Origin of the sequence: Enterococcus malodoratus, assembly GCF_027659535.1 — a bacterium.
In the GTDB taxonomy this organism is placed as follows: domain Bacteria; phylum Bacillota; class Bacilli; order Lactobacillales; family Enterococcaceae; genus Enterococcus_A; species Enterococcus_A malodoratus.
Window position 1 is genome coordinate 25,170 of the sequence record NZ_JAQDPG010000002.1, and the last position, 16,121, is coordinate 41,290.

The following is a 16,121-nucleotide window of genomic DNA, read 5'->3' on the forward strand; positions in this document are numbered from 1 at the left end:
TCCTTTACCAATCAAGATCCAATCACCGATTGTCTCCATTCTGTTTTGAAAGTAGCATCAACGCTTTCTTTTGTTCAAATCGAAAATAGATAAAATGTGAGAGGATACCAAAGAATACTGGTCCTAAAAGCAATGTAGAAAAATTCAGGTAATTTCCTAATTTCAAAGGCTCGTAAATTTGAAAGGCAATTGCGACAAAGATACAAACACATACACTGATAGACAGGCTGTAGTTCAAATAGTTATTTTTGACAATTAACGAGGATGGTTGAATCACCCTCTTTTTAATAGAAAAGGGAAAACTGGCAGCAACAATAAAGTATGGGATTGCTCTTGAAACATTGGTCATATAAGTTAATTGATTAAACAATTCAGACAGAAAGGTATTGCTGAAAGAAAGCAGACCAATAAATAATGAGATGAGAATTGCTTGAATCCAAAGAGCATTTTCGGGCATTTGATTGCTATTTAGTGCCGAGAATTTTGGCCAAAATACTTTAGGCGTACTTTTGATTAAACTCTTTAATGGACCATAACTGATAGAACTAAGCAGACTGATATAGGCCAGTCCCATCGTCAAGGCAGTATAGCGAATAAAAATTTGTGATAATAGATAGGTATGTTTAGCAGATAGATTGAAACTAACGGCTAACGTTTTTGCCAACTGGTCCATGACACCGTACATTAAATTTCCGAGGTGAAGAGAAGTCGTATTTCGCAAGCCTTCAATATTATTCGCACAACTCCAAATGATGATACCGCTAACATATAATAATAACACGACAAACGAACTGATGATTACCGCTCGCGGAAATCTGGTTCGGCTTTTTTTTGTTTTGTCAGCAAGACTTGCAATAGTATCCAAACCACCAAAGGCAGTAATTGAAAAAATGAAAAAGGGCAGTTGAGACAATAATCGGTTGGAAGACTCTTGGAAAAAGCTTGGAATGGAGACACTGTGATGGATATTTATCCATACTTGAGCGGGATCTCTTACGATCAAGATCAGATTTCCTGCTAATGAAAGTACCAGCAAACCAACCATCGCATAGCCGCTGATATGCAAAAATCTAAAAATTACTTGAAACCCGCGTTTGTTCATCCAAGTGATAAAAAGCACTGCCAGAATTGAAAGTAGCGCCAACCAAAATTGCGGAGAAAATCCCAACCAGTCAATTGTTGCTGTTCTGTCTTTTCCAAAAATAAGAATGGAGAGGGGAATCAGAATCTTCATGAATAAGCTGATCATCCAAATAAAATAACTACTATACCACAAAAAAACAGTTGTAAAAGCCGCTTTTGGAGAAAGCGATTCTTTCAGCCAATCATAGATTGCTCCTGAACGATGCGCGTATTTTTTTGTGTATTGGGCGACGATCAGAGCATAAGGAATAAAGTAAAAAAGCGCACTAATAAAAAACCAAATCAGTGATTGGCTTCCCAGCATAAAAAAGGCTGATATCATACTGGAAAATGAATACACGGTGGTTGTTATGATCAAGATCAAATTTTGCGAAGGGCCCTTTTTAGTCATTGTCCGCTCCTCGTAGTCGTTTTCTCCATCATATTTTCTTTCAAAAAAAAAGACAAGAGTGTTTGTGAACAAAATGTGTTGATTTCTATAAAGAGGAGATCAGTTAAGTGATCGAAGAAGATTGATATATCAATGATTTTAAGATCGTAAAAGAAATTGATAACAATATCTTGCTTTGTTTTCTACCAAAATAACAAAATTTGGCTATCCTTCATCAACAATTCCAACAATTTTTCTTTACCTGTTCAATTTTGATTGACTACTTGTTTATGAGCTATTTCAGATCAAGTCAAAAAGGTGATTTTCAGCCTGTTCTCTTTAAAATATAGTAAAATTTTGTCCTCTCACTTTCAAAAATAGCACAATGTGGCTGTGTTGCCGTCGAAGGTCAAGTCTCACTGTAAACGTTTGCTATAATGGTGAAAAGTGAATAACTAATAACTGTTCAAGGGAATTGAGGTGAGAATCCTCAACAGCCCCTTTCTACTGTATATGCGGATGAACTCTCAAAAAGCCACTTTTTAGGGAAGGCGAGAAAGTAAGTTGATGCAAAGTCAGGATACCTTGTTCAGGGATTAAAAATAATTGGATTGGGAAGATTATTTTGCTGACGCTTTATTTGGTATCTTTGGACAAATAAAAAAACGCAGCGAGCCCATCTTTTTGGACTCGCTGCGTTTATTTTTTTAAGGAGGAATGATGATGAAGTATTCAACAAAGAAATTGGCGACCTTGGCGATACTGCTAGCCCTCTGTGTGATTGGTGCGAACATCAAAATTTTAGGGTCAATTGCACTAGATTCATTTCCGGCATTTATTGGAGCCATTATTCTCGGACCATTTGCCGGGGCATTTTTAGGTTTCTTCGGACACATGATCTCTGCTTTACTGTCCGGCTTCCCAAATACTTTGCCTATTCATTTGATCATTGCTGTTTTGATGGGAGCATGCATGTTCTTCTACAGTTGGACACGCAGGAAATTGGCTAAAAACAAAATTGTCGCATCGGTAGTTTCTATGCTTGTCGGTTATATGATTAATGTCCCGTTAGATTTACTGCTGCTTTATCCATTAATGGGACCAGTTGTATTTATGCTTTTTGTCCCATTAACTGTCGCGACAGTCGTAAATTTGGGCTTATCTGAGGTTGTAATATTGGGAATTCCCCAAAAATATAAGGAAGCGATTTTCTTAAAATAATCAAGAATCGGAGTCGTTGTTATGGTAGTCAAGCATGGAGGAAATATTCAAGAAATCAGTGAAACCTATCAAAAGGATAAAAATAGCTTGATTGATTTTAGTGCAAATATTAATCCTTTAGGTATTCCCAAGGGGGTTAAAAAGGTTTTGAGCAAAGGAATAGAGGAACTGATCCATTATCCGGATATTCGTTATCGTGCGTTAACTCAAGCGATCGCAAGCTTTCACGAGGTTTCAGAAGATTTTGTTTACCCAGCGAATGGTGCGGCTGAAGCGATATTTATGTTGGGAAAAACATTGAAGCTGGATAGATTACTTTTGCTTGCACCGACCTTTATGGAGTACGAAGCAGCTTTTGGACAGCAAAAGACAGAATTCTGCTATTTCAATTTGGAACAACATGATTTTCGATTGTCGCTTTCAGCGTTGCACCAATCCGCAAAGCAGCAGAAGGTAAATGGAATTTGTCTTTGCAATCCTAATAATCCAACGGGACAGCTGATAAAGCAGTCTGAACTAGACGAACTACTAATATTTTGCCAAGAAAATGAACTGGTCCTGATCATTGATGAGGCATTTGTTGATTTCACGAAGGAAGAACACTCTCTTGTTTCGAAAATCAAAGACTATCCGAACTTATTTATTTTTCGTTCATTGACAAAAATGTTTGCGATTCCAGGATTACGGCTAGGTTACTTACTGACTAGTAATTTATCGGTTTTAGCAGCGATCGAGGAGGAAACCGTTCCATGGCATATCAATACATTTGCCGATTTGGCAGGACAGCAAGCGTTGCAAGAAGATCAGTTTATTAAGGATAGCCAACAGTACATCACACAAGAACGGCAATTTTTAGTAAACGGTCTATCCAATTTTAAAGAGCTGGAAGTATTTCCCAGCCAGACGAATTTTCTGTTCTTTCTTTACCATGGTGCGGATTGCCTGCAAGCAGAAATGATTAAAAAAAATATTTTGATCAGAAATTGCAATAGCTTCAATGGATTAGACCATAAGTATTACCGAATAGCCGTTAAATCACGAACGGAGAACCAAATTTTACTTGATGCACTGGAGGCGATTTTATGCGAGTGACAGCTTCCTGCCCAGGATCATGCGGAGAGATCATTCAAGGTTGGCTCGGTGATTCTCAAAAACTAGTTAGTTATGGGATTGACTGCTTTTCGCGAGTAACGATTGATAATAAAGAACCTTTTGAGTCAGTCAAATCTAAGGCTCAAGAAGCAGTACAACGAACTATGCTGCAATTGGATCTTCCAATCGAAAGAGTTTCGCTTACGATTGACTCGGACTTGCCAACTGCTAAAGGAATGGCCAGTAGTACGGCAGATATTGCTGCAGCCTGTCAAGCAACGGCGGCCTATTTTGGAAAACAACTCTCGAGAGATGAAATTATAGCTATTTGTTTAACGATTGAACGAACCGACAGTATCCTTTTTCCAACACTCACACTATTTGAGCAGAAGGATGGCACTGTAAGAGAGGCCAGCGGATGGGCACCACATTTTTATGTAGTGGTTTTGGAGCCAGAAGAAACACTTGCCACAGAAGCATTCCATTCAAGGGAAAATGACCGATTATTCTATCAGCAGCGAGCCTCTTTTGCGGAAATCTATCAACACTATTTGTTAGCAATAAAAGAGAGATCACTGCAAAGATTAGGTGAGGCGGCTATGCAAAGTGCTTTATTGAATCAGAAAATTTTACCTAAACCGTATTTTTTAGAGCTGATAAAACTCCAGCAGCATTATCAATGGTTAGGGATAAACGTCGCTCACAGCGGTTCCGTTGTCGGGATAATGATTGAAACTTTAGAAGAAATTCCCGCCGTTTTAAAGACGATTAAACAGTCCAGCCTCAGCAGCTGGTATTCGAAAGTAAGTGTTCATCAAAGCTGCTACCAAGGCGTACAGCTGATAGAAGCGAGGGAAATCAATGAAAAAGCTGATGATTGCCGCAGTATCCAGCGGCTCAGGAAAAACAACGATAACACTTGGTTTGATGAAGCTTCTGCAAAATCAAGGGTATCAAATTCAGCCTTATAAAGTTGGGCCCGATTATGTTGATACCGAATACCATACTCGGATTACTGGAAAGCCCTCACGAAATTTGGATATGTTTTTGATTCAGGATAGCACTCGCTTGCAATCACTATTTGCAAAAGAGGCACAACATGCTGATATTTGTGTGATTGAAGGGGTGATGGGTCTTTTTGATGGATTGGGTGTAGACAAAGATTTTTGTTCTAGTGCCGGAATTGCCAAGCAGTTGAATTGTCCAGTTTTACTAGTGGTCAATGGTCAATCAGCATCGACATCGGTGGCAGCCGTTGTAAAGGGGTTCGCTGAGTTTGATCGAGCAGTAATGATTAGCGGGGTGATCATCAATAAGGTTGCCTCAGAAACGCATTATCAATTGATCAAAAAAGCTATAGAAACTTATACAGATGTTCCTGTTTTCGGCTACTTGAAGCGAGCAGAGGGTGTGGAATTGCCCTCAAGACAGCTAGGGTTGGTACCAGACAGAGAGATCAACGATGTAACGGAAAAGATTCAACAAGTAGCAGAATCCTTAGAGGAAACAGTTGATTTAAATAGTTTATTAGAAAAATTGCCAGACGAAAAAGTATTCTATCAGTCACCAAAATTTCCACAGTTCACTGGTCTCAAAGTGGCCTACGCATTAGATGAGGCATTTCATTTTTATTATCAGGACAACCTTGAGTTATTAACGGCATATGGTGTGGAGCTGATCCCTTTCAGTCCGCCGAGGGACCATCAACTTCCGGAAGCTGATCTCTATTATCTTGGAGGCGGCTATCCTGAAGAATTCGCTCAACACCTTGCTGAGAATCACGAGATGCGAAAAGGCATCAAGGAAAAGCATGAACAAGGAGCGTTTATCCTGGCTGAGTGCGGAGGTCTGATGTATTTATGCGATGGATTTAAAGATGCTGAACAGTTGTATCCAATGGTAGGAATTTTCGAAGGTGTCAGTGAGATGACTTCGAGACTTCAACGATTCGGATACTGTTATGGCGAGCTTGAACAAGATCTGTTAATCGGTAAAAAAGGCACAACTGTGGTTGGACATGAATTTCATCATTCGAGATTTGATAGTTTAGAGCCGACAATGTTGAAAATGACAAAAAAGCGCGATGGTGAGGTGGTAAAAAAATGGACGGGCGGCTATCAGAAAAAAAACACGTTTGGTAGCTATCTACATTTTCATTTTTATCAAAGTGAGAACTTTTTACAGAATCTACTAGAACAAGTGAGGAATGGACCATGATTCATTTGATTATTGCTGCGTTCTTACTGGATTTATTAATCGGTGATCCCTATAGTTGGCCGCATCCGATAAAAATTATCGGCAACTTTATCGCTTGGTTCCAGCAGAAGTTTACCAAAATGAAAAGCGAGCAGGAGAAATATCGATTGGGTATTCTTTTGTGGCTGATCACAGTGTTGGGATCAGGATTAGTAACCTACTGCCTTTTAAAGCTAAGTTTTCTAATCCATCCATTTATCGGAACTCTTTGTTACATCTATTTAGCGTATACCACGTTGGCTGCTAAAAGTTTGTCATTGGAAGGGAAAAAGGTTTATCAAAAGCTGAAATATGGCAGCTTAACCGATGCTCGCAAGCAGGTTTCGATGATCGTTGGAAGGGACACCGATGAATTAACGAAAGAAGAAATAACTAAAGCGACGATTGAAACTGTTGCAGAAAATACAAGCGATGGGGTGATTGCTCCCTTAATGTGCCTGTTTTTAGGAGGGCCTACTTTGGCGATGATGTACAAATCCGTCAATACGCTAGATTCAATGGTTGGGTATGTGACACCAAAATATAAAGCAATCGGCTGGTTCTCTGCAAAAATGGACGACTTATGGAATTTCATTCCTGCTCGTCTCACTTGGCTATATTTATTAGCAGCTACCAAACTGTTGCAGCTAAACACCACGAATGCTTGGCAAGTAGGGAAAACGGATTGCCGTAATCACAAAAGTCCAAATAGCGGCTATCCAGAAGCGGTTGTAGCAGGAGCATTAGGAATTCAATTAGGCGGAACGCACCTTTACCATGGGGTCGAAATATATAAACCGACTATTGGCGTACCTCTGCGTTCAGCAGAACCGGAGGATATCTTAACCGCCAATGCTTTATTATATACCACGGCCATTTTAAGTTTGATTGTATTCAGTATCATTGCCTTTATCAGCAACTATTACTTTTTTTGAGAAGAGGGGAACGTGTGGATTATATAAGAAATCCTCAATTGATTGAAACGGAAAGCTTCACAATTATTCAAGAAATTATTGATCAAGAATTTCCTAATTATGTTTTTTCATGTCCCAAAGAGGAAAAAATCGTTAAGCGTGTCATCCATACGAGTGCCGATTTTGACTATTTGAAAAATCTTGTCTTTACGAATGATGTCATTTTACGGCTGGAAGAATTTTTTGCGGCAGGTCAAGGCACAATTTTTACAGATACGACCATGGCTCTTAGTGGCATTAATAAAGGTATTTTAGATCAATTAGGTATTCAATACGAATGCTATATCGCTGATCCAGAAGTTGCAGAACAAGCAAAAAGAAAAGGGATGACTCGTTCAATGGCTGGGATCGAACGCGCGGCTAAGATTGCTGGACCAAAGCTTTTTGTTATCGGAAATGCTCCAACAGCAATTTTCAAATTGCTAGAAATGGTTGGAAAAGGAGACTTGGATGCGGCAGCAGTTATTGGGGTTCCCGTTGGTTTTGTCGGTGCAGCGGAATCGAAAGAAGCTCTATTTGAAGGCGATGTTCCGGCAATTGTGGCTAGAGGACGCAAAGGCGGGAGTAACGTGGCGGCTGCAATCATCAATGCGATGCTCTATCAACTGGTAGGAAGGGAAAGCTGATGGAGGAGTTCGTTTTCTATAATGGGAAAAAATTACGTAAGGGTTACACAACAGGTTCTTGTGCGACCGCGGCTGCAATTGCGGCTGCCGCTCTTCTATTTGAAGGGGAAACTCATGAAACAGTCCAAATCCAGTTGCCAAATAAAGAAAAATTGCTGATTCCTATCGACTCGATTGAAAGAATAAATGATAGTTGTAAAGCTTTTGTTATTAAAGACGGCGGAGATGATGTTGATGCGACTGATGGGATGCTGATCGGCGCAGAGGTCACTCAGAATACTGAGAAACAGATTGTTATTGATGGGGGAATTGGGATTGGGCGAGTGACCGAAGTGGGATTACAGATCCCCGTTGGACAAGCAGCTATTAATCCTGTTCCAAGAAAAATGATTGAAGAATCAGTTAGAAAAGTGATTGGTCCAAACCGAGGAGCAAAAATAACGATTTCTGCTCCAGAAGGAACAACTATAGCCAAACAAACGATGAATCGACGCTTGGGTGTTTTAGGCGGGATTTCAATTCTTGGGACGACGGGGATTGTTACTCCAATGTCTGAGGAAGGGTGGAAAAGGTCCATTTCTTTAGAACTCGAAATGAAGAAGAGTCAAGGGCATTCCGCTGTGATTCTTTGTCCAGGCAACTATGGAGAAGATTTTGCCCAAAATACACTGGAACTTGATGGAGAAAAGATCGTCTCTATGAGTAATTTTGTGGGCTATGTTCTAAAAGAGGTTCAGCGTTTAGAGTTTGAAAAGGTGCTGATGGTCGGGCATTTAGGCAAGTTGATCAAAGTTTCCGCGGGCATTTTTTCGACTCATAGCAAAGATGCTGATGCACGGACGGAAATTTTGATTGCAAATTTAGCATTGCTGAGAATGCCTGTGGATCAGCTAAAAGAAATCCAGAAATGTTTGATGACTGAGGCGGCAGGAGAAATTATTGCTAGAACAGGGTATGAAGAGGTTTATCAGGTTATCGCAGAAAAAGTCAAAAGGCGTTCTGAAGATTTATTAAAATATCGAAAACATGAACCCAGTATCGAGGCCGTTCTGTTTTCCTCTCAAAGAGGCTATTTAGCATCTACCATACCGTTGGATGTTTTGAAGGAGGAGTGGCGATGATTACCGTTGTGGGGATAGGGCCAGGAGGCACGGAAGATTATTTATTTGATAAGGCTCAAGCAGCAATCGCCGCCGCCGACTTGATTATCGGAAGTGAACGGCAATTGAAAATCATTCCTGCAAATAAGCAGCATAGTTGCAAACGACTTCCACGTAAATTAGATGATCTGGCGGTGTATTTAAACGACCATATAGAAGATAAAATAGTTCTTTTAGCTTCTGGCGATCCATTAACTTATGGAATTGGGAATTGGTTGATTAAGCGATTTTCATCGAATGAATTATTGATTTTACCAGGAATCAGCTCTCTACATTATTTGTTTAATCGCCTAAATATACCGATGGAAGACTGTTTCATTGCCAGCTCTCATGGTAAAAAGCCTGATTTTACCTTAATTTTCAAATTACCAAAGGTCGGAATCGTTACGGATAAAGTGATAGGACCTTATCAGTTGGCACAAGCAGCAATTATGCAAGGTGAGAATCCGACTTTTTATATAGGGGAAAATCTCAGCTATCCAAACGAAAATATTCGCTGCTATTCAGCTCCAGAAGTTCCCGATGAAGACTATCAAATGAATGCGGTGGTGATAATCAATGAAAGATGATTGTTTTATTCGCGGCAATGTTCCTATGACGAAAGAAGAGGTTCGCAGCGTTAGCTTGGCAAAGCTTGACTTAAGAGAAGCAAAGAAGTTTTTAGACATTGGAACAGGAACGGGAAGCATCGCAATTGAAGCGGCCTGTCTTTATCCAACGTTACAGGTGACCACAATTGATTCGAACCAAACCGCTTTGGATGTATTGAAACAGAATCAGAAAAAGTTTCAACTGAAAAATATTCATAGTCTATTAGGAAAGGCTCCCGTAGAGCTAAACGATTACTTTGATGCGATCTTTGTTGGCGGAACGGGAGGAAATATGAACGAAATACTTAGCTGGAGTTTTCAGCGGTTAGACGTCGGCGGCCGTTTAGTATTAAATTTTATTTTACTTGAAAATGCCCTTGAAACTATTGAGTGGTTGGAGAGTAATCACCATTGTTTTCAAGCCATTCAGCTACAGGCAGGTCAATACACTAAGTTAGGCAAAGGTCATTATTTCAAACCGCAAAACCCAGTGATTATTATTGAGACGAGAAAAGAGGAATAAGTGTATGGCGAAGGTACATTTTGTTGGAGCGGGTCCGGGCGATCCCGAATTGATTACTTTTAAGGGCTATCAGCTGTTGAAATCAGCCGATGTGGTCATTTACGCGGGTTCATTAGTGAATCCTGAGCTTCTAAACTATTGTTCAAAAGACTGTAAGGTTTTCAACAGTGCTTCCATGGATCTGATTGAAATTATAGACGAAATGGAGCGCGGGGTCTGTGCAAATAAAGAGGTTATTCGATTACAAACCGGAGATTTTTCTATCTATGGATCCATTCGCGAACAAATTGAAGAACTAAAAAAACGTGAAATAGAATTTACCTGTACACCGGGTGTTAGTTCATTTTTAGGTGCAGCGTCTAGTTTAGGAGTGGAATACACCGTTCCAGAAGTATCACAAAGTGTGATTATCACTCGGATGGCTGGGAGAACGCCAGTACCTGAAAAAGAAAGCTTGCGTTCCTTTGCTCAACATCAAACCTCGATGGTGATCTTTCTTTCTGTACAAGAAATCAAACGAGTAGTTGAAGAATTGCTGACAGGTGGTTACCCGCCATCAACACCAGTGGCAGTCATTTATAAAGCTACCTGGCCAGAAGAAAAGAAGGTGGTTAGTACATTAGAAAAGATTGCTGATCAAATTGAGGCGGCAGATATTACCAAAACGGCCTTAATCATGGTTGGAGAATTTCTAGGCGACGAGTTCCATTATTCTAAATTATATGATGCATCATTTAAGCATGAGTACCGAGATGTGAAAAGCGATGACTAAAATTGCGATTTTAGCACTGACTCCAACTGGGATTGAGTTGGCCAAAAAGCTGCGAATGACTTGGGATGATGACATACCTATCTTTGTTTCTGAAGATAAGGTAGAGGAAGACTTATTCGTTTTTCCGACAGGTAGATTCAACACGGGAATTCAAGCACTTTTCAAGCAATACGATGCTTTGGTTTGTATTATGGCGACCGGAATAGTAGTTCGTAGCATTGCTGAAGTATTGGCAGGTAAGCGAAATGATCCGGCGGTTATAGTGATTGATGAAAAAGGGCAGCATACGATTAGTCTCTTGTCCGGTCACATCGGCGGCGGAAATCAGTTGACATTGGAAATCGCCAGATTATTGAACAGCAGTCCAGTAATTACTACCGCAACGGATGTACAAAATGTTACTGCCCTTGATTTATTAAGTAAAGACATTAATGGGTGGTATGCCGATTTTAAAGAAACAACCAAGAGAGTCAATCGACTTTTGGCAAATCATCAAAAAGTAGGGTTAATTCAGCAAAAAGAATGGGTAAAGGATTTGCGAGGTCTAACGTTGCTTGAAGAAAGTGATTCTTATGATTCCTTCGAAGCAATTTTATTCATTTCTGACAAGAATTTAGAGCAACGATCTGACAAGATTATTCAAGTTGTTCCGAAGCGCTATGTCTTAGGTATTGGGGCAAAAAAGAACACTGATTACTCGATTATTAAAGAAGAATACTTGAATTTTTGCCGATCGGTAGATATTCATTGTCAAAGCATAAAAAGAATTGTCAGCATTGATTTAAAAAAAAAGGAATCTGGAATTTGTCAACTGGCAGAATGGCTTGAGGTTCCATTCGAAACATATACATCAAAGGAATTATCAAAAGTATCAGCGAAATATCCGCAATCAGAGTTTGTAAAGCAGATAACGGGCGTAGGAAGTGTAAGTCTGGCTGCAGCTGATCTAGCGAGTAATGGTCAAGTGGTGACAGAGCGTTATGCTAATCAAGGAGTCACCTTTGCATTGGGAAAGGATGAAGGCGACAGATGTTGTACGTTGTAGGATTGGGGCCAGGCGAGAAGGAAAAAATGTCGCTTGAGGCCATTGAGACTATCAAAAAAGTGGAAGTAATCGTGGGTTATACGACTTATGTTCGCCTAATTAAGGAATTAGTTGGCGAGAAAGAAATAGTCAGTACCGGAATGAAGCAAGAAATTGATCGCTGTAGAAAAGCTATTGAGCTCGCTCAAAAAGGAAAGACTGTTGCAGTAATTTCTAGCGGAGATGCGGGAGTTTATGGCATGGCGGGACTGATTTTAGAGCTCATCAGTCAAATGAACGAAGAACTTGCAGTTAAAGTTATTCCAGGAATTACTGCTAGTATCGCTGGAGCTGCATTATTAGGGGCTCCTCTAATGAATGATTTTTGTCATATCAGCTTGAGTGATTTGATGACACCGTGGGAAATAATCGAAAAACGACTTCACGCAGCAGCAAGTGCTGACTTTGTCATTTGCTTATACAATCCGCGCAGTAAAGGCAGACCCAAACATCTAGAAAAGGCACTAGCAATCATTCAACAATATAAATCAGAAGATACGATTATTGGATTAGCCAAGGATGTCGGACGAGAAAAGGAACAAGCAATTATCACGACGATAGCAGATTTGGATGAAACAGTGGTAGACATGACGACGGTCGTATTAATTGGCAATAAAGAAACATATACAGAGAATAATCGGATGATTACACCCAGAGGTTATCGACTATGATTTTGCTGCTTGGAGGAACTTCCGATAGTTTGAAAATTGCTGAGGCATTAAATGAAAACGATTTATATTTTTATTTGTCCGTTGTTTCAGATTACGGAGAAAAATTAGCGGCAACACTGGCAAAACAAGTCATTAAAGGACGCCTGACTGTTGCAAAAATGATCGATTTTATCGAAAATCAGGAAATTACGCTTTTGATTGATGCGACACATCCATATGCTGTAGAAGTTTCGAAGAATGCCATGGCTGCATGCAAACAGACTGAAATTGACTATTTTCGTTTTGAAAGACCATCACTCATTGCTGAAGAAATGCTGATTGCTGACTCAGTAAAAGCGGCCAGCATTAAGGCGCGGGAATACGAAGGCAACATCTATTTAACAACGGGGAGTAAAACCCTAGAAGAATTTCTAAAATATCTCCCCAAAGAGCGTGTCATAGTTAGAGTATTGCCTACGGTTGAAGTGTTGACCGCAATTGATAAATTGGGACTAACAACTGATCAAATTGAAGCTGTAAAAGGTCCATTTTCAAAGGCACTGAACCGAGAGTTACTGATTCATAATCACGCTGGAGTGATGATCACAAAAGAAAGTGGTCAAGCGGGTGGTTTCCTAGAAAAAATTAACGCCTGTAAAGAACTAGATATTCCGTGCGTGGTACTTACACGTGAACAAGTAGATTATCCCGAAAAGTTTTCTTCTATTCAAAATCTCATTGATCGAATAAAGGAGCGATAAAATGATTGGACAAATTGCTTTAGTCGGTGCCGGTCTGGGCGATCCAGAACTACTAACCGTTAAGGGGTTAAGAAAAATCGAGCAAGCAGACGTGATTGTGTATGATCGATTAATCAATCCTGCGATTCTTAATGCTTGCAAGGCTGGATGTGATCAAATTTATGTAGGCAAACGGCCCAACTATCATCCTGTCCCACAAGAAAAGATTCAAGAAATCATGATTCAAAAAGCCCAGCAAGGATTAAACGTGGTTCGTTTAAAAAGCGGAGATCCTTATGTTTTCGGTCGAGGCGGTGAGGAAGGTGCTTCACTAAGAGAAGCTGGAATCTCTTTTGAAGTTATTCCAGGGATCACTTCTTCGATTGGCGGATTAGCTTATGCGGGAATTCCAATCACCCACAGAAATTTGGCAGCAAGCTTCCATGTCTACACAGGACACTTAAACAGTTCAGAACAGGAAATCGATTGGCCAACAGCTGCCAAAGTCGAGGGAACTTTAGTCTTTTTGATGGGAATGTCGGGTTTAAAAGAAATTACGGAACAGTTGATCAAGCATGGCAAAGACAAAAATACACCAACAGCGATCATTCAATGGGCTAGCCGCAAGCAGCAAAAAACAGTAGAAGGAACACTGGAAACAATTTTCGAAAAAGCTCATGCAGCAGGGTTACAACCACCTTGTTTAATTGTTATTGGAGAAACGGTCAGACGCAGATCAGATCTAAATTTCTTTGAAGAACGGCCGCTATTTTCAATTAGTATCGCTATTCCTTTTACAAAAAAGAAAAAAGTGGCTAGTCGTTTAACCGATTTAGGTGCAGAAATCATAGAGCTGCCACCGAGCAGTCAACAGATTTTTGATGGGAAAATTAATTTTACTAATCCGCGTCAAGTAATCTTCACGGATCGACTGAGCGTTGAGATGTTTATCAGAACAATGAAAATGCACAAAACTGATTGGAGAAAACTAGCTGATTGGCAATTTATCACAGTTGGACATCACACTAGAACCGGGTTGGAAGAAGCTGGAATTCAAATGGACGCGGACTTTACTGATCTAGCGGATTGCTTACAAGAGCTGACCATCACCTCGGATACCTTATTTTTGGGCGATTCATTAATGAAGGACACATTGGAAGCCCAAAATATTGCAGGTGAAATGTTGCTTAGCCACGATGAGAAAATAATCATCGAAATACCTGACTTATGGCAAACGGCTGATTTTATGTATTTTCCCAATTCAAAAGCTGCTCGGCTCTTTTTAACCGCTTTGAACGAAGAAGAAGTAACGATTGCCAAGCAGAAAAAGATTATTGTTATGGGGCAGAAAACAAAAGAGGTTTTTGACCAGTATCAGATTCCAGTGATCCAGACAGCAGAACCTAGTTATGAGAGTGTCGTAGAAAAATTGAAAGAGGAGATGAAGCGATGAAACCTGCGTTAGTAGCTGTCAGCTTTGGTACGAGTTACCCAGAAACTAGACAAAAGACGATTGAGGCAGTTGAGAAGAGACTATCAGAAACTTTTTCAGATTTTGATGTTTTTCGAGCATTTACTTCGAATAAAGTAATCAAAAAAATCGAAGAGCAGGAAAACCTGACAATTTTAACAGTGGATCAGCAAATGCAAAAATTGATTGCTGAAGGTTATGAAGAAGTTTACGTTCAACCGCTGCACATTATTAGTGGAAGTGAATACTCTAAGGCATTGCACCAAGCGATGAGGTATAAAAATCAAATAAAAACAATCAAAGTTGGCAAACCTCTACTTAGCAGTATCGAGGATTATCAAAATGTTATCGCTTGGTTAGACACTTTGGCAGGTCAACTAGCCGAAGATGAAGCTCTCGTATTGATGGGTCATGGCAGTCAGCATTCTGCGTTTACCGTATATGCTTGCTTAGATCATATGCTTATGAAGAAACCAATCTTTATTTGTGCGGTTGAAAGTTATCCTGAGATTTCATTGCTAATTGAACGACTTAAGAAGAGCAGTTATAAAAAAATTAAATTGTATCCATTAATGCTAGTAGCCGGTGATCACGCCACAAATGATATGGCATCAAATGAAGAAGATTCTTGGAAATCACAATTAGAAAGAGCAGGATTTATTGTTGAGGCGGTTCTTAAGGGGATGGGAGAAGCCCCGGAAATTCAGCAGCAATTTATAGAACATGCAGCGGTGATGATGGAAGGAACGAGAAATGGCTAAATTTTATGGAGTAGGAACTGGACCAGGAGCGTCAGACTTATTGACGATCCGTGGAAAAAGGATTATTGAAACAGTTGACTGTCTTTATACACCAGAACCGAAAAAGGGTGGAAAAAGCCTTGCATTACAAATTGTCAGCCCGTATTTAAAAGAGGGACTAACTATCAAGCAGCGTCATTTTCCAATGGTAAATGATTGGGACGAGAAACGAAATGCTTGGAATGAAATCGCAGAAGAAATAATTAGTGATGTGAAGAAAGGTCTGAATGTTGCTTTTGTGACATTAGGGGATCCAATGGTTTATAGCACATACAGCTATTTATTGGAACGAATGATCGACAAGATTCAAACGGAAACTGTTCCAGGAATATCTTCTTTCTGTCAAATCTCAAATAATTTGCAAATCCCATTAGTCATAGATGAGGAGAGTTATGCGGTGCTGCCAGCAACGGCGAATGAAGAGATTATTCGCACAGCATTGGAGCAACTATCTACAGTGATTTTAATGAAAGTTTCCATCGCGTTGCCTAAAGTATTAAAGCTTCTAACAGAATTAAAACTGCTAGAACGAACGATCTTAGTAAGTGATTCATCAATGGCTTCAGAGAAAATAGTGATTGGACTCAACGAGTTAAGCGAGCAAGATCATCTATCGTATTTCAGTACCATGATTGTCTATAAGAATAGAACATTGAAAGGAAGTTAAAAA

At 39.8% G+C, this 16,121-nt stretch carries 17 protein-coding genes and 1 riboswitch; of the genes, 16 read left to right on the top strand and 1 reads right to left on the bottom strand.

The genetic code is table 11. The features are described from left to right. Positions 1–22 precede the first annotated feature (22 nt). Positions 23–1,534, bottom strand: coding sequence for an amino acid permease (locus PGP85_RS03445; RefSeq protein WP_270326172.1), 1,512 nt, complete (start codon positions 1,532–1,534; stop codon positions 23–25). Between the two features lie 406 nt (positions 1,535–1,940). Then, a riboswitch (cobalamin riboswitch) is annotated at positions 1,941–2,119 on the top strand. A 114-nt stretch (positions 2,120–2,233) separates the two neighbouring features. Here PGP85_RS03445 and PGP85_RS03450 point away from each other — a divergent pair. Genes PGP85_RS03450 through PGP85_RS03525 form a run of 16 tightly spaced genes read left to right on the top strand, consistent with a single transcriptional unit; the run spans position 2,234 to position 16,118 of the window. After that, complete coding sequence (locus PGP85_RS03450) at positions 2,234–2,734, top strand: ECF transporter S component (RefSeq protein WP_090405513.1); 501 nt, start codon at positions 2,234–2,236, stop codon at positions 2,732–2,734. Between the two features lie 21 nt (positions 2,735–2,755). Continuing rightward, on the top strand, positions 2,756–3,826 hold the full coding sequence (cobD, locus tag PGP85_RS03455; protein WP_270326173.1) for a threonine-phosphate decarboxylase CobD: 1,071 nt from the start codon (positions 2,756–2,758) through the stop codon (positions 3,824–3,826). Then, entirely contained in the window at positions 3,817–4,797 is a 981-nt protein-coding gene (locus tag PGP85_RS03460; protein ID WP_270326174.1) for a GHMP family kinase ATP-binding protein, read from the top strand. Before cobD ends, PGP85_RS03460 begins: the two co-directional genes overlap by 10 nt. Beyond that, positions 4,688–6,043 carry a cobyrinate a,c-diamide synthase gene (locus PGP85_RS03465; RefSeq protein ID WP_270326176.1) on the top strand — a complete coding sequence of 452 codons (1,356 nt, stop codon included), beginning with the start codon at positions 4,688–4,690 and terminating at the stop codon, positions 6,041–6,043. The genes PGP85_RS03460 and PGP85_RS03465 overlap by 110 nt, the downstream gene beginning before the upstream one ends. Then, positions 6,040–6,996, top strand: coding sequence for an adenosylcobinamide-phosphate synthase CbiB (gene cbiB, locus PGP85_RS03470; RefSeq protein WP_270326178.1), 957 nt, complete (start codon positions 6,040–6,042; stop codon positions 6,994–6,996). The genes PGP85_RS03465 and cbiB overlap by 4 nt, the downstream gene beginning before the upstream one ends. 14 nt (positions 6,997–7,010) lie before the next feature. Continuing rightward, complete coding sequence (locus PGP85_RS03475; RefSeq protein ID WP_270326180.1) at positions 7,011–7,661, top strand: cobalt-precorrin-8 methylmutase; 651 nt, start codon at positions 7,011–7,013, stop codon at positions 7,659–7,661. Then, entirely contained in the window at positions 7,661–8,782 is a 1,122-nt protein-coding gene (gene cbiD / locus PGP85_RS03480) for a cobalt-precorrin-5B (C(1))-methyltransferase CbiD (protein WP_270326181.1), read from the top strand. Before PGP85_RS03475 ends, cbiD begins: the two co-directional genes overlap by 1 nt. Further along, positions 8,779–9,390: a precorrin-6y C5,15-methyltransferase (decarboxylating) subunit CbiE gene (cbiE, locus tag PGP85_RS03485; RefSeq protein ID WP_270326182.1), complete on the top strand. Its 612-nt coding sequence runs from the start codon at positions 8,779–8,781 to the stop codon at positions 9,388–9,390. The genes cbiD and cbiE overlap by 4 nt, the downstream gene beginning before the upstream one ends. After that, a complete protein-coding gene (locus PGP85_RS03490) occupies positions 9,380–9,934 on the top strand; it encodes a decarboxylating cobalt-precorrin-6B (C(15))-methyltransferase (protein WP_270326183.1) in 555 nt (184 codons plus the stop codon). Before cbiE ends, PGP85_RS03490 begins: the two co-directional genes overlap by 11 nt. A gap of 4 nt (positions 9,935–9,938) precedes the next feature. Continuing rightward, positions 9,939–10,706, top strand: a complete 768-nt coding sequence (locus tag PGP85_RS03495; protein ID WP_270326186.1) for a cobalt-precorrin-4 methyltransferase — start codon at positions 9,939–9,941, stop codon at positions 10,704–10,706. After that, entirely contained in the window at positions 10,699–11,751 is a 1,053-nt protein-coding gene (locus PGP85_RS03500; RefSeq protein WP_270326188.1) for a cobalt-precorrin 5A hydrolase, read from the top strand. Before PGP85_RS03495 ends, PGP85_RS03500 begins: the two co-directional genes overlap by 8 nt. After that, the gene (gene cobJ / locus PGP85_RS03505; protein WP_270326190.1) at positions 11,736–12,461 is read left to right on the top strand and encodes a precorrin-3B C(17)-methyltransferase; all 726 of its coding nucleotides are present in this window, start codon (positions 11,736–11,738) and stop codon (positions 12,459–12,461) included. Before PGP85_RS03500 ends, cobJ begins: the two co-directional genes overlap by 16 nt. Beyond that, positions 12,458–13,201 (top strand): precorrin-6A reductase, encoded by a 744-nt coding sequence (gene cobK / locus PGP85_RS03510; protein ID WP_270326192.1) that lies wholly within the window; start codon positions 12,458–12,460, stop codon positions 13,199–13,201. The genes cobJ and cobK overlap by 4 nt, the downstream gene beginning before the upstream one ends. A 1-nt stretch (position 13,202) precedes the next feature. Beyond that, positions 13,203–14,633, top strand: coding sequence for a uroporphyrinogen-III C-methyltransferase (gene cobA, locus PGP85_RS03515; protein ID WP_270326194.1), 1,431 nt, complete (start codon positions 13,203–13,205; stop codon positions 14,631–14,633). Further along, positions 14,630–15,412 carry a sirohydrochlorin cobaltochelatase gene (locus PGP85_RS03520; RefSeq protein ID WP_270326196.1) on the top strand — a complete coding sequence of 261 codons (783 nt, stop codon included), beginning with the start codon at positions 14,630–14,632 and terminating at the stop codon, positions 15,410–15,412. Before cobA ends, PGP85_RS03520 begins: the two co-directional genes overlap by 4 nt. Next, the gene (locus tag PGP85_RS03525; protein ID WP_270326198.1) at positions 15,405–16,118 is read left to right on the top strand and encodes a cobalt-factor II C(20)-methyltransferase; all 714 of its coding nucleotides are present in this window, start codon (positions 15,405–15,407) and stop codon (positions 16,116–16,118) included. Before PGP85_RS03520 ends, PGP85_RS03525 begins: the two co-directional genes overlap by 8 nt. The last annotated feature ends 3 nt before the right edge of the window (positions 16,119–16,121 follow it).